The sequence below is a fragment of the Longicatena sp. 210702-DFI.1.196 genome (genome assembly GCF_020563125.1).
GTDB classification, from domain to species: Bacteria; Bacillota_I; Bacilli_A; order Erysipelotrichales; family Erysipelotrichaceae; genus Longicatena; species Longicatena caecimuris.
Window position 1 is genome coordinate 1 of sequence record NZ_JAJCPX010000053.1, and the last position, 14,934, is coordinate 14,934.

The following is a 14,934-nucleotide window of genomic DNA, read 5'->3' on the forward strand; positions in this document are numbered from 1 at the left end:
GTGAAGCGGGGGAAAAGCTGGAGATAACTTCAAAGGCTTACCTATCGCTATTTCCTTCTGACCTTGCCACCTACGGCAGCGAAGCGAAAAAGCTGTTGCAGGATTTGCAGAGCCGAAACGAGAGAATGTTCCTGGTCTCCTTTTTGGTGCTGAACACAGCGGACACCCCCCGTCAGCTTGGCAACAACATCTTTCAGGCAGGCTCTATTGCCCAGAAGTATAACTGCCAGCTGACCAGACTGGACTTCCAGCAGGAAGAAGGGCTGATGAGCTGTCTGCCCCTGGGACTCAATCAGATCGAGATTCAGCGAGGGCTGACCACCAGTTCTACGGCTATCTTTGTACCATTCACCACACAGGAATTATTCCAGAACGGCAAGGAAGCCCTGTACTACGGCATCAATGCCCTGTCCAACAACCTCATCATGGTGGATAGAAAGCTGCTGAAAAACCCCAACGGCTTGATTTTGGGTACGCCGGGTTCCGGTAAGTCTTTCAGCGCCAAGCGTGAGATTGCCAACTGCTTTTTGCTTACCAATGATGATGTCATCATCTGTGACCCGGAAGCGGAGTACGCACCTCTGGTGGATCGTCTGCATGGGCAGGTCATCAAGATCTCGCCTACCTCAACCAACTACATCAATCCGATGGATCTGAACCTGGACTATTCGGATGATGAAAGCCCGCTGTCCCTCAAGTCTGACTTTATCCTCAGCTTGTGTGAGCTGATCGTGGGCGGTAAGGACGGATTGCAGCCGGTGCAGAAAACCATCATCGACCGTTGTGTGCGTCTGGTCTATCAGACCTACCTCAATGACCCGCGCCCGGAGAATATGCCCATACTGGAGGACCTATATAACCTGCTCCGTTCACAGGAGGAAAAGGAAGCCCAGTATATCGCCACGGCCCTTGAAATCTATGTAACCGGCTCCCTCAATGTGTTCAATCACCAGAGCAATGTGGACATCAATAACCGCATTGTCTGCTATGACATTAAGGAGCTGGGCAAGCAACTCAAGAAAATCGGTATGTTGGTGGTCCAGGATCAGGTGTGGAACCGCGTTACCATTAACCGCGCTGCCCACAAGTCCACCCGTTATTACATCGACGAGATGCACCTGCTTTTGAAGGAGGAGCAGACCGCCGCTTATACGGTGGAAATCTGGAAGCGATTCCGCAAATGGGGCGGTATTCCGACAGGTATCACCCAGAATGTCAAAGACCTTTTGAGCAGCCGCGAGGTGGAGAACATCTTTGGTGCGACACGTTGACGCACAAACATCGCTCTATGAGGGTAAAACTTCATGGACTTATGGCCATGCGATGCTAAAATCGTCGGACTTACCTTCTTACGAGGTAAGTAACAACTGATAATTCGAAAGGTAGAATGATGGGGTAACGCCTTGAAATGCCTTCTCTGATACTTCGACCGGCTCTGACTGTAATGGTTGGGGTCAGGAGCTCGATAAAGTCGGCGGAAGTCTGCCGAAACAGTGTAGAAATACAGCTGTCGAAAGTGCGGTAGAGGTACTGTATGCAGATGACACGTCGGGAGTCTATAAAATATCTATGGTGAGAATGTTCACGACGGACTGACGAAAACCGCGAATGTACGGGTCTAGATGTTTACCATATAGAAATGTATGGACACTTAATTGTGGGTCAGTGCGGTGGAGTAAGAATCGAAAATATGAAACTCCGTATTGTGTTACAGGCACAATCAAGCTGACAGGACTATAGCGGACACCTAAGGATATATGCACAGATAGAATTATCGGAACGTGGAAAGGTACAGAGTTGCTCATAAGCAATCTGCGGACGAATCATATAAGCCGCTTAATCTGTGCTGAAAAGCGAAGCTCGAACCTACGACAGCCCTACGAAAAAGGCGGGCTCGAGGAATGGGCTTTAGTCGGTTAGAAACAATTGTTGTCATTCAATCTTATAAGGATTACGAGTATGACAAAAAGGGACACTTTCCCAAGAAAGGAGAGTGATGCCTTATGACCATGAAAAAGAAAAAGCAACTGCTCTGTGAGGATAATCTGCGTCACAATGAGTATTACGGAATGCAGAATACGATTGATAATCTATACCAGGAAAGTTTGAACGGAGAAGTTTTTACAGATTTAATGTCTGTCATTCTTCAACGGGAAAACATTCTTCTAGCGTACAGAAATATCAAGAAAAATACAGGAAGTAAAACAAGTGGCACAGACAATCTCACAATCGAGGACATTGGAAGATGTTCCCCCGATGAGGTTGTTGAAAAAGTTAGATTTATTATTAATGGAAGTGAACATGGGTATCGCCCAAAACCTGTAAGGCGTAAGGAGATACCAAAACCATACGACCCAAGTAAAACGAGACCCTTAGGGATTCCGTGTATATGGGATAGACTTGTTCAACAATGTATCAAACAGGTATTGGAACCTGTTTGTGAGGCTAAGTTCAGCAAAAACAGCTATGGATTCAGACCGAACCATTCGGTTGAGAACGCTATAGCAAGAAGCTATCAGCTACTTCAACATGCCAATCTTCACTATGTCATTGAATTCGATATAAAAGGGTTTTTTGATAACGTGAATCATGCCAAGCTGATGCGACAGATATGGGCTATGGGTATTCATGACAAGCAACTGATATTTGTCATAAGACGAATTCTCAAAGCACCAATCAAACTGGAAGATGGGACTTTTATCACACCCGACAAAGGAACCCCACAGGGAGGTATTATATCGCCACTCCTAGCTAATATCGTGCTCAACGAATTAGACCACTGGGTAGAAAGTCAATGGCAATGGTGTCCGATTTGCAAACGGAATACTAGACCTGAAAACGGCTTTCGACAGGCTAAGAAATCTAACCTGAAGGAAATGTTCATTGTTCGCTATGCAGATGATTTTCGAATCTTTTGTAGGACAAAGGACTCCGCTGAACGCACCAAATGTGCAGTCACTCTGTGGCTGAAAGAAAGGCTCAAACTGGAAATTTCTGAAAAGAAAACGAGGATTGTCAATGTAAGAAATCATTACTCTGATTTTCTCGGATTCAAAATGAAAGTTCACAGAAAAGGCAACAAACTCGTGGTTATATCTCATATCGCAGATAAAAATCTCGAGCACAAAAGGGAGAAGCTTAAAGAACAGGCAAAGAGAATCGCTCACCCTCGCAAAATTTATGGTGAGCAGGGTGAAATCCGACTTTATAACAGTATGGTTACTGGCATGCAGAATTATTACTGTATCGCCACACATGTTAATCATGATTGTGCTTCCCTTAACCGCACAGTCATGACCTTGCTGACTAACAGGCTTAGTACTCGCACAGGCAACCGCCTTGTAAAAACAGGGCGAGAGCTTACGGAGTTTGAAAAAGCCCGTTTTGGTAAATCAAAAATGATGCGATATGTCGCTGGTACGAATGAACCCGTGTATCCAATCGGTTACACGCAGCACAAGAACCCACTTTTTCGAAAGAAGAATTGGAACTACTATACTCCCGAAGGACGAGAAGGTATTCACAACTGTCTTAGAATCAACATCCCCATGATGTTGGCTCTCATGCGTCAACCAGCCTATTCTAATAGTGTGGAATATGCAGACAATCGAATATCACTCTTTTCCGCTCAATGGGGTAAATGTGCTGTCACAGGGGAAGAATTTTCTTCTGTTGGTGAAATACATTGCCATCATAAGCTACCTCGACATTTAGGCGGTACGGATTCCTATGAGAATCTTATTCTCATAAAGAATTCCGTTCATAAACTTATCCATGCTTCAAAAGCGGAGACTATTTACAAATATATGGATTTACTACAGCTTGATAACAAACAGCTTATAAAGGTTAACCACCTTCGTGAGCTGGCTTCCATGCAACCTATTTAATCTTATTTCAACTTCAACAGTTTTTATTCTATTCAAAGGTTGATTGTTTAGACAATGAAAAATACTAACCGATGGAACGCCGTGTGCGGTGAAAGTCGCATGCACGGTGTGGAGTGGGGGAAAAGCCCGAGATGGTATCAGAGGCTTACCTATCACTATAAAACTCCGACTTCGTGTATATGCTCAACCAGGCAGGCGGAGACCGTCAGATTCTCGCCAAGCAGCTGGGCATTTCCACGCACCAGCTTAGCTATGTGACCCACTCCGGTGAGGGCGAGGGCCTGCTGTTCTATGGCTCCACCATCCTGCCCTTCGTTGACCACTTCCCGAAGAATACTGAGCTTTACCGCATTATGACCACCAAACCCCAGGAACTGAAAAAGGAGGATGAATAACTATGAAACAGAATATTTGCGAACTTGATACCATGATTTTTTTCCGTGAGGCATTGGAGGCTCACGAATTCATGTTGCTTCCGGTAATGGCCTCCGCTGTTGTTGAGTGTCGTACCGCTGACAAAGAACTCAAAACCTTGAATGAGGATGGCGAAATTGGTCTTGCCCGTCTCTTTTCGATTTGGGCGAATATGATGTGTGCCCCTGGTGCAGCAACCATTGTAGGGTGCAGACCTATCACAATGCTCTCTGAGATTCTGGCGCAAGTCCATGCGTATCTCACCGTGCATCCGCTATATGATCCGGAAGGTTTGGCCCTCTATGTGGAGCTGCACCACATGATGGATGCTATCCTAATGGGTGATTGGTTTGAATAAAGAGCCGCGCCTGCGCTTTACTGATGAGGAACGGGCTGACCCTGCACTGGAAAAGCCGATCCGCAAAACGGAGAAAGCTACGGCCAGAGCAGATAAGGCGCAGGCCAATATTCCAAAGAAAAAAGTCAGACAGACGGTCATTGACCCGGACACCGGGAAAAAGACCTCGAAGCTGACCTTTGAGGACAAGAAAAAACCACCTTCCAAACTTTCTCAAGGGGTTAAGGAAGCTCCCGTCCATCTGGTCGCGGGCAAGTTTCACAAAGAGATCCGGGAAACAGAACAGGACAATGTGGGCGTGGAAAGCGCCCACAAGTCCGAGGAGGCGGTGGAGACCAGCGCTTATCTGGTGCGGGAGGGCTATCGCAGCCACAAGCTGAAGCCGTACCGCAAAGCAGCCCAGGCCGAGCAGAAGCTGGAAAAGGCAAATGTAAATGCCCTGTACCAGAAGTCCCTACGGGAAAATCCTCAGTTTACCAGCAACCCTCTCTCCCGCTGGCAGCAAAAACAGAGTATCAAAAAGCAGTATGCCGTCGCCAAGCGCACCGGTCAGACTGCCGGAAATACCGCCCAGGCTGCGTCCAAAACCGGAAAAGCCGCAAGGACGGTAAAAGAAAAGGCACAGCAGGCAGGGGCATTCGTCATGCGCCACAAGAAGGGCTTCCTGATCGCAGGGGTTTTGTTCCTCATCGCCTGTATGCTGATGAATACCATGTTCTCCTGCTCTATGATGGCACAGAGTATTGGTTCTGTAATTTCCGGCACTACCTATCCATCGGATGACCCGGAAATGCTGGCGGTGGAGGCAGATTATGCAGACAGAGAAGCTCGGTTGCAGGAGAAAATCGACAACATCGAAAGCAGCCACCCAGGGTATGACGAGTATCGCTATAACCTGGATATGATTGGCCATGACCCCCATGAGCTGGCGGCAGTTCTCTCTGCTGTCTTGCAAGGCTATACACGCCACAGCGCACAGGCAGAGCTGGATCATGTGTTTGATGCACAGTATCAGCTTACGCTGAGAGAAGAAATTCAGATTCGCACTTACACTGACGAAGATGGTGATGAGCATGAATATGAATATCGTATTCTCCATGTAACTTTAACAAGCCGTTCCATTGCCTCTCTTGCGCCAGAACTACTGACTCCGGAGCAGATGGAGATGTACCAGGTCTACCGACAGACTATGGGCAATAAGCCGCTGTTATTTGGTGGCGGTTCTCCCGATACAGGTGTTTCTGAAGATTTGACTGGTGTTGAATTTATCAATGGCACCCGCCCCGGCAATCCGCAGCTGGTGGAACTGGCGAAAAGTCAGGTGGGCAATGTGGGAGGACAACCTTATTGGAGCTGGTACGGCTTTGACTCCCGTGTGGAATGGTGTGCCTGCTTTGTATCATGGTGCTATGGTCAATCCGGTCGAACGGAACCACGCTTTGCTGGTTGTCAGTCTCAGGGTGTTCCGTGGTTCCAGTCTCATGGACAGTGGGGCGCACGAGGATATGAAAACATCGCCCCCGGTGATGCCATTTTCTTCGATTGGGATCTGGATGGTTCCGCAGACCATGTGGGAATTGTTGTCGGCACCGATGGCAGCCGTGTTTATACCGTGGAGGGAAATTCCGGCGATGCCTGCAAGATCAAAAGTTATGACCTGAATTATCAGAGTATCAAGGGCTACGGCCTGATGAACTGGTAACAGAGATTTTTTAGAAGGAGTGATAGACGATGGCAAAGAACAAAATTGAACGCATTGACCAGGAGATTGCTAAGGTCCGCGAGAAGATCGCAGAGTATCAGGAAAAGCTCAAGGCGCTGGAGGTACAGAAAACCGAGGCAGAAAATCTGGAGATCGTCCAGATGGTGCGCGCACTGCGTATGACCCCGGCTCAGCTGAGCGCCATGCTGTCCGGAGGCACAGTTCCCGGCAGTTTTGCTGATGACAACAACGAACAGGAGGAAAACAGCTATGAGGAATAAACGATTGCTCCGAACACTTTCCGCCCTTTGTCTGACGCTGGTGCTGGCATCGGGCTTTACCGTTCCCGCTTTTGCCCAGGGCGCAGCGCCGCCCCCGGCAGAGGATACCACCAATGACAGCAATGTGGTGGTGGAAGAAACGGAAAAAGCACCTCCGCTGACCCCGGAGGGCAACGCCGCTCTGGTGGATGATTTCGGGGGCAATAAACAGCTCATTACCGTTACCACCAAGGCGGGCAACTATTTTTATATCCTGATCGACAGGGCCAACGAGGATAAAAAGACTGCTGTTCACTTTCTGAACCAGGTGGATGAAGCGGACCTGATGGCGCTGATGGAAGATGGAAAACCCAAAGAGGAGCCGCCTGCTGTGTGCAGCTGCACGAAGAAATGTGAAGCAGGGGCAGTTAATACGGCCTGTCCGGTCTGTGTAACTGATAAGAGTAAATGTACGGGAAAAGCACCGGAACCTCCGGCAGAAACACCGGAGCCGGAAAAAGAGAAGCCTGCCGGACTGAACCCGGCTGTGCTGATCCTTCTGCTGGCTCTGCTGGGCGGCGGTGGCGTATTTGCCTACTTGAAGCTCGTTAAGAATAAGCCTAAGACCAAGGGCAATGACAGTCTGGACGATTATGATTATGGTGAGGAAGATTCCGAGGAATGGGAAACCGAAGATGAGGAAGTCCTTGAGGATGGTTTTGAGGGTTCTGACCCTAATGAGGAACGCGATAGAGCAGATTGAACCATTTGAGCGTAGCGTATTTCAAATCATTGCGGGATAAGGGACAGAGGACAGGGAGAAATTCCTGTCCTCTGCTGCTCTACTCACTCTCTTACTGTAAATCCACACCCAAAATCAGCACATGGTCAAAGAAAGGAGGACCTCACAATGAACACATGGAACTGGTTATTACACTTTCTGATTATTTTTGATCTGGTCGCCTTCGGAATTTACTTTGGAGGAGACATTCTTTTCACTGCTATCAGCAAAGTTCAAAAAAAGTCAAAGAAGGACGATGACTTGGATCTTTATGATTTTGAAATTGAGACCGCACCCCAAAAGCGCTCTTTATGTGTGGACTCAATCCGAATGCTTTATTCTGGTGAGATAGATGAATTTGTGGAAAAGGAACTGTTGCCTGATGCAGCGGAGACCATGAACGCTTTATCTGAAGCTGAAAAAACAGCAGTTAGCCTGTTACTAAAAGCTTATATCGGTTTTTTGAGCGAAGAAGCAACGGTAGATGAACAAAGTTTTCCCATGGTTAAGGAACTGTTGTCTTATACACAGGGCAGCAAAGAAGATGGTGAAAAAGATGCCATAGATTGTCTGATGGAAGATACGGTCAGCAGAACCCACAGACATCGAGAATATTACAACAATTATCAACGCTATCAACTGATGCAGGTGGATAAAGAGCGTGTGATTATGGCCTGCAATATCATAATCAATGATTTGATTGGCAGGTTGTACCGATATGATTATCGCTTTGGCTATGACATTACACTTGCCTCAGAACACAGCATTGCAAAAAAACTGTCTGATAATTGGCAGAATGAATGGGAGGTTGAAGATTATGAAGCTGGTGATTGCTGAAAAACCATCGGTTGCACAAAGTCTGGCGGCGGTGATCGGTGCAACTGCCCGTAAGAACGGGTATCTGGAGGGCAACGGCTGGCGTGTCAGCTGGTGCGTGGGCCATCTGGCCGGTCTTGCGGATGCAGACAGCTATGACCCCAAGTACGCCAAGTGGCGATATGATGACCTGCCTATCCTGCCGGAGCATTGGCAGATGGTGGTGGGCAAAGATAAAAAGAAGCAGTTTGATATTCTCAAAAAGCTGATGAATGCCCCGGATGTGACGGAAGTGGTAAATGCCTGTGATGCCGGACGCGAGGGCGAGCTGATCTTCCGCAGCGTCTACGAGCTGGCAGGTTGCCAAAAGCCGATGAAAAGGCTCTGGATTTCTTCGATGGAGGACTCCGCCATAAGGGAGGGCTTTGCAAACCTGCGCCCCGGTGCGGACTATGATGAACTTCGGGATGCTGCCCTCTGCCGTGCCAAGGCGGACTGGCTGGTGGGGATCAATGCCACAAGGCTGTTTTCCGTGCTGTACCACCGCACACTCAACATCGGGCGCGTTATGTCCCCAACGCTGGCACTCATTGTCCAGCGAGAAGCTGAGATCGACACCTTTAAGCCGGTTCCCTTTTATACCGTGGCGCTGGAGCTGCCCGGTCTTACCGTATCCGGGGAGCGCATGGCGGATAAGGCTGCTGCCGAGCAGCTGAAAGAAGCCTGTCAGGGTGCAAATGTCACAATCAAAAAGATGGAGCGCAAGGAAAAGTCCGAAAAGCCGCCTGCCCTCTATGACCTGACTGCTCTGCAAAGAGATGCCAACCGCCTGCTTGGATTTACAGCCCAGCAGACCCTGGACTATCTGCAAAACCTGTATGAAAAGAAGCTTTGCACCTATCCCCGTACTGACAGCCGCTATCTGACCGGTGATATGGCAGACAGCCTGCCGGTGCTGGTGAATCTGGTTGCCAATGCTATGCCGTTTCGCAAAGGGATCGCCATTACCTGTGACTCCCATGCGGTCATCAACGATAAGAAAGTAACTGACCACCACGCGGTAATCCCTACCAGAAATCTCAAGGATGCAGACCTTTCTGCCCTTCCTGCGGGAGAAAAAGCGGTGCTGGAGCTGGTGGCCCTGCGTCTGCTGTGCGCCGTAGCCCAGCCCCATATCTATTCGGAAACCGTTGTGATTGCAGCGTGTGCCGGTGGGGAGTTTACCGCCAAAGGAAAAACAGTGAAGCACCCCGGATGGAAAGCACTGGAGGACGCTTACCGTGCCAAAACGAAGGATGCAGAGCCGAAAAAAGAGGGCGCAGAGAAAGCCCTGCCGGAGCTGACCGAAGGACAGACCCTTTCGGTTGCTGCTGCAATCATCAAAGAAGGCAAAAGCAGTCCTCCTCAGCGCTTTACGGAGGACACCCTATTGTCCGCGATGGAGACTGCCGGAAAAGAGGATATGCCGGAGGATGCCGAGCGAAAAGGTCTGGGGACACCGGCCACTCGTGCCGGTATTTTGGAAAAGCTGGTATCTGCCGGTTTTCTGGAACGAAAAAAGAACAGGAAAACGGTGCAGCTTCTCCCTTCCCACGATGCAGTCTCCCTGATCACAGTCTTGCCGGAACAGCTGCAATCGCCGCTTCTGACTGCCGAGTGGGAGTACCGCCTGGGCGAGATCGCGCGCGGGCAGCTTGCCCCGGAGGAGTTTCTGGACGGGATCAGCACCATGCTGAAAGATCTGGTAGGGACTTATCAGGTCATCAAGGGAACTGAGTACCTGTTCACTCCGCCCCGTGAGGTGGTGGGCAAATGCCCTCGCTGCGGCGGTGAAGTTGCAGAACTGCAAAAAGGCTTCTTCTGTCAGAATGATTCTTGCAAATTTGCAATCTGGAAAAACAACAAATGGTGGGCTGCCAAGAAAAAACAGCCGACCAAAGCTGTGGTGTCTGCGCTGCTGAACGATGGCTGTGTCCGTGTGACGGGGCTATATTCGGAGAAAACCGGCAAGACCTACGATGCCACTGTGGTTTTGGAGGACGATGGACAGTACGCCAACTTCAAGCTGGAATTTGACCAGCGGAAAGGAGGCAGCCGATGAAGCTCTCTTTAGTGGAACGGGAAACCATTCTCCTCTATAACCAGGCAGAACCAATGGCTGAGGTCTACACCCACGATCCCCGTCTGATGGAGAAGCTGGAACTGCTGGCAAAAAAGCACCCCGACCAGATCACCCGAAAGGACGCCCATAACTTTACCGTCCCCAAGCGGTGTGTATCAGTCCGGGAGCCATACAGCGCCGAGCGCCGCAAAGCTGCCAGTGAGCGTGCGAAAGCCGCCGGATACCAGCCCCCTGTGAAAAAGTCCGGCAGTTAAAGGCACATGGCAGAGAACGTATTTGAAGCAGTCAAGCAGTCGGTCAGCACCAGAGAAGCGGCAGAGTTTTATGGGATCGAGGTCAAACGAAATGGCATGGCCTGCTGTCCCTTCCACGATGATAAGAACCCCAGCATGAAGATAGACCAGCGGTTCCACTGCTTTGGCTGCGGTGCAGATGGGGATGTGATCGACTTTACCGCAAAGCTCTTTAACCTCTCCCCAAAAGAAGCGGCGGAGAAACTGGCACAGGACTTTGGCCTGATCTATGACAGTCAGGCTCCGCCCCGCAGGAGATATGTCCGGCAAAAAACCGAGGCACAGAAGTTTCGGGAGGATCGACAGCGCTGTTATCGCGTACTGTCCGATTACTACTATCTGCTGAAAAAATGGGAAGCCGACCGTTCTCCCAGGACACCGGAGGAAGAACCGCACCCCCGTTTTGTGGAAGCAATCCAGAAGAAAGCCTATGTAGAATACCTGCTGGACCTTTTTCTTTATGAAAGTGAAGAAGAACAAAAGGCATGGATTGCAGAACACACAGCGGAAATCACACACTTGGAAAGGAGATTGAAAATCATGGCTGAGAATAAACCCACCAATCGAGAACGGCTAAGGGAAATCACAGATGGCATCGAGCAGGGTATCAAAGAACTGTTTGAAAGCGAAAAGTATATGCGTTATCTGTCCGTCATGTCCCGATTTCACCGCTATTCGGTAAACAACACCATGCTCATCTATATGCAGAAGCCGGACGCTACATTAGTAGCCGGATACAATAAGTGGAAAGACCAGTTTGAGCGTCATGTAAAAAAGGGCGAGCATGGTATTACCATCATTGCCCCAACACCGTATAAGAAGAAAATCGAGGAGCAGAAGCTGGACCCGGATACCAAGGCTCCGATTCTGGATAAAGACGGAAAGATCGTCACAGAGGAAAAAGAAATCGAGATTCCCATGTTCCGCCCTGTCAAGGTCTTTGATGTGAGTCAGACCGACGGGAAACCTTTGCCGGAGCTTGCTTCCTCCCTTTCCGGCAATGTGCCAAATTATGAGGCATTCATGGAGGCCCTGCGCCGCAGCGCACCGGTGCCGATTACTTTTGAAGCAATGGCTGCCGATACGGACGGCTATTTTTCTGCTGATCATCAGAAAATTGCCATTCGTCAGGGCATGAGTGAGGTGCAGACGGTTTCAGCCACAGTACATGAGATTGCCCACAGCAAGCTCCATGACCCTAAAAAATATGAAATGCTACCGTCATGGAAGGTTGTGCAGGAGAGTGAAGGTGGAACCAAGCATGATTTCAAGCTGGATTTTGCCACAGAAAAAGAAGCCGAACAGTTTGCTTCTGATATGGATTGGCGCTATGTGGACGAAAATCAGTTTGAATGGCGTCTTGCAGTCGAGGAAGATGCAACCGCAGAAAAACAAGCAATCAAAAACCGTCACACGGAAGAAGTGGAGGCTGAAAGCATCTCCTATGCAGTCTGCAAATATTTTGGCATTGAGACAGGAGAAAACAGCTTTGGCTATATTGCAAGCTGGAGTCAGGGCAAGGAGCTGAAAGAACTGAGAGCCAGTTTGGAGACCATCAACAAAACCTCCGGCACTTTGATCTCCGACATTGAGCGCCACTATAAGGAAATCTGCAAAGAGCGCGGAATCGACCCTCATGCAAAGGTAGAGCCGGAAACCGCCCCGATAGAGCAGCCAGCAGATTCCGCTAAGGTATCTGATAGACAGCCGACCGGTGATCTGACCTACTATGTAGCAGAGTGCATGGAATTTCCAAACCTCGGAGAATACCACGATAACCTGTCTTTGGAGGAAGCAATCCGCATTTATCAGGAGATTCCGGCAGAACGAATGAACGGGATCAAGGGCATTGGTTTTGAGCTGAAAGACGGAAGCGACTATGAAGGACCTTTTCCGATTTTGACCGGCCAGACCATTGACCTGGACACCATCCAGGCAATCGACTATTACCGTGATAATCCTCTGGTGCAAAAAGCAGTAAAGGAACTGGCTGCGGCAATGCCGGAAATGGAAGTGCTGGGGGCGGACGCCAATCAGCAGGAGGCTTTGTTTCTGATCGACGATGCCACCTATCTTCATATCCAGTCCTGTGACAGCGGCTGGGATTATACCCTTTACGATGCCGCATCCATGAAAGAGCTGGATGGTGGTCAGCTGGATATGCCGGAGATTTCCCGCATGAAGGCAGTTCTCCAGATTTGTGATGACAACGATTTGGGCAGAGACTCGGTAAAATACGCACCGTTGTCCATGATTGAGACCTTGCAGGAAGCTGCCTACCAGCAGATGCAGGCAGAGGCCAGTCAGATGGCTGCTTCTTCCCAGCTGCCGGAAGCACAGGAGCAGGCACTGGATGAATACCCCATGCCGGATGAGCAGGTCTCCACACCAGATATGCAGGAATACGGCTACTCCTATGATGGGATGCTCCCTGTTACCAGAGAACGGGCGCTGGAACTGGATGCCGCCGGTTTGACCGTCTATGTGCTGCATGAGGACAATACGGAGAGCATGGTGTTTGACCCGCAGGAAATCATGGATCATGGCGGTCTTTTCGGTGTGGACCGTGAGGAATGGGAGAAAAGCCCTCAGTTCCACGAAAAGGTCATGGAGCGTCAGGAACATCAGCAGGAACGGGAACAGGCATTTCTCTCCCAGAACAGAGATTGCTTTGCCATCTATCAGGTAAAGCATACCGATGAATTGCGTGACATTCGCTATGAAGGGATGGACTGGCTCCGATCCATCGGGCAGGAAGTAAAGCGTGAAAACTATGATCTGGTCTATACTGCGCCGTTGGAACCCTGCAATTCTCCGCAGGCTGCTGTTGAACAGCTTTATAATCAGTTCAACAACAATCATCCGGCAGACTACCACCATCCTTCTTTGAGCGTAAGCGACATCGTTGCGATCAAACAGGATGGTAAGGTATCCTGTCATTACTGTGACAGTGTTGGTTTTACCCAGATCCCTGGATTCTTGCCGCAAAATCCTCTGAAAAATGTGGAGATGGCCGTGGAGGACGATTACGGCATGATCGACGGTATCATCAACAATGGTGCAAAAGAGCCTACGGTGGCAGAGATGGAACAGCAGGCCCGTAGCGGTCAGCCCATTTCCCTGATGGATTTGGCTGCCGCTGCCCATCGGGAGGAACGGGAAAAGAAAAAGTCCGTCATGGAGCAGCTGAAAAGCCAGCCCAAGGCAGAACACAAAAAGATAGCGCCCAAAAAGAGTGCGGAAAGGGAGATTTGATATGGGAAACTTTACTTTTGAGGAAATGAACCTGATGTGCATTTACAATACCGGCAGCCGCACCGGACTGATCGACAGCCTGCGTGAGATGCGCGGCGAGCTGGCCCCGGAGGAAACCGAGCTGCGGGAGTTGACAGACAGCGCACTGGGCAAGCTCCAGGCCATGAGTGATGCCGAGTTTGCCGAGCTGGAGTTGTATCCGGATTTTGACCAGTAAACACTATAATCGCAGGGATGGGGTGGCGATCTGCCACCCCACCTTTCTACCCCAAAACTGAAAGGAGGACAGAACACTATGCCAACCAAAGCTGAACTATATGCACAGATGGCGGAGAAGGTAACAACGCAGCTCACGGGGAGCTGGCAGGAATGGGCAGGGTTTCTCACCACTGCTTCCCGCCTTTACAAGTACCCGTTCCATGAGCAGTTGATGATCTATGCCCAGCGTCCGGACGCCACCGCCTGTGCAGAGTACGATTTGTGGAATGAAAAGATGGGCCGGTATGTAAGGCGCGGCTCCAAGGGAATCGCTCTGGTGGACGATTCCGGGGACAGACCCCGCCTGCGCTATGTTTTTGATATTTCCGACACCGGAACCCGTGAACATTCCCGCACTCCCTGGCTGTGGCAGCTGGAGGAGCGCCATTTGGATTCGGTGCAGGCCATGCTTGAGCGCACCTATGATGTTTCCGGTGATGACCTTGCCGGACAGCTCACGGAGGTAGCCGGAAAACTGGCTGAGGAATACTGGACGGAGCATCAGCAGGACTTCTTTTATATCGTTGACGGTTCCTTTTTGGAGGAATATGATGAGTTTAACATCGGAGTACAGTTCAAGGCAGCAGCCACCGTCAGTATCACTTATGCTTTGATGTCCCGCTGTGGACTGGAACCGGAACGCTACTTCGACCACGAAGATTTCATGGCGATCTTTGATTTCAATACTCCGGCAACCATCGGAGCGCTGGGAACAGCGGTCAGCCAGATCAACCAGCAGGTGCTGCGGCAGATCGGCGTTACCGTCCGAAATGCAGAGCGCGAAGCCA

10 protein-coding genes and 3 pseudogenes are annotated in these 14,934 nt (G+C 49.9%); all 13 read left to right on the plus strand.

The features are described from left to right. A pseudogene (locus LI241_RS14560) lies at positions 1-1,256 on the plus strand (VirB4-like conjugal transfer ATPase, CD1110 family); the annotation flags it as partial. Positions 1,257-2,009: 753 nt separating this feature from the next. Further along, a complete protein-coding gene (gene ltrA / locus LI241_RS14565) occupies positions 2,010-3,887 on the plus strand; it encodes a group II intron reverse transcriptase/maturase (RefSeq protein WP_370632786.1) in 1,878 nt (625 codons plus the stop codon). Between the two features lie 161 nt (positions 3,888-4,048). After that, positions 4,049-4,282, plus strand: a pseudogene (locus LI241_RS14570) (conjugal transfer protein TraE); the annotation flags it as partial. A 2-nt stretch (positions 4,283-4,284) separates the two neighbouring features. Further along, the gene (locus tag LI241_RS14575; RefSeq protein WP_002569211.1) at positions 4,285-4,659 is read left to right on the plus strand and encodes a DUF3851 family protein; all 375 of its coding nucleotides are present in this window, start codon (positions 4,285-4,287) and stop codon (positions 4,657-4,659) included. Beyond that, positions 4,652-6,361: a CHAP domain-containing protein gene (locus tag LI241_RS14580; RefSeq protein WP_038271071.1), complete on the plus strand. Its 1,710-nt coding sequence runs from the start codon at positions 4,652-4,654 to the stop codon at positions 6,359-6,361. Before LI241_RS14575 ends, LI241_RS14580 begins: the two co-directional genes overlap by 8 nt. A 29-nt stretch (positions 6,362-6,390) precedes the next feature. Further along, positions 6,391-6,642: a DUF4315 family protein gene (locus tag LI241_RS14585; RefSeq protein ID WP_002589133.1), complete on the plus strand. Its 252-nt coding sequence runs from the start codon at positions 6,391-6,393 to the stop codon at positions 6,640-6,642. Beyond that, the gene (locus LI241_RS14590) at positions 6,632-7,384 is read left to right on the plus strand and encodes a DUF4366 domain-containing protein (RefSeq protein ID WP_227151405.1); all 753 of its coding nucleotides are present in this window, start codon (positions 6,632-6,634) and stop codon (positions 7,382-7,384) included. Before LI241_RS14585 ends, LI241_RS14590 begins: the two co-directional genes overlap by 11 nt. Positions 7,385-7,531: 147 nt before the next feature. Next, positions 7,532-8,239, plus strand: a complete 708-nt coding sequence (locus LI241_RS14595; RefSeq protein ID WP_002589131.1) for a hypothetical protein — start codon at positions 7,532-7,534, stop codon at positions 8,237-8,239. After that, positions 8,220-10,319 (plus strand): type IA DNA topoisomerase, encoded by a 2,100-nt coding sequence (locus LI241_RS14600; RefSeq protein WP_227151407.1) that lies wholly within the window; start codon positions 8,220-8,222, stop codon positions 10,317-10,319. The genes LI241_RS14595 and LI241_RS14600 overlap by 20 nt, the downstream gene beginning before the upstream one ends. Beyond that, positions 10,316-10,594 (plus strand): hypothetical protein, encoded by a 279-nt coding sequence (locus tag LI241_RS14605; RefSeq protein WP_004798047.1) that lies wholly within the window; start codon positions 10,316-10,318, stop codon positions 10,592-10,594. Before LI241_RS14600 ends, LI241_RS14605 begins: the two co-directional genes overlap by 4 nt. 6 nt (positions 10,595-10,600) lie before the next feature. Next, positions 10,601-13,888, plus strand: coding sequence for an LPD16 domain-containing protein (locus LI241_RS14610; protein WP_227161085.1), 3,288 nt, complete (start codon positions 10,601-10,603; stop codon positions 13,886-13,888). 1 nt (position 13,889) lies between these two features. Beyond that, positions 13,890-14,105, plus strand: a complete 216-nt coding sequence (locus LI241_RS14615) for a transposon-transfer assisting family protein (RefSeq protein WP_002576226.1) — start codon at positions 13,890-13,892, stop codon at positions 14,103-14,105. A 78-nt stretch (positions 14,106-14,183) separates the two neighbouring features. Further along, positions 14,184-14,934: pseudogene (locus LI241_RS14620) on the plus strand (helicase); the annotation flags it as partial.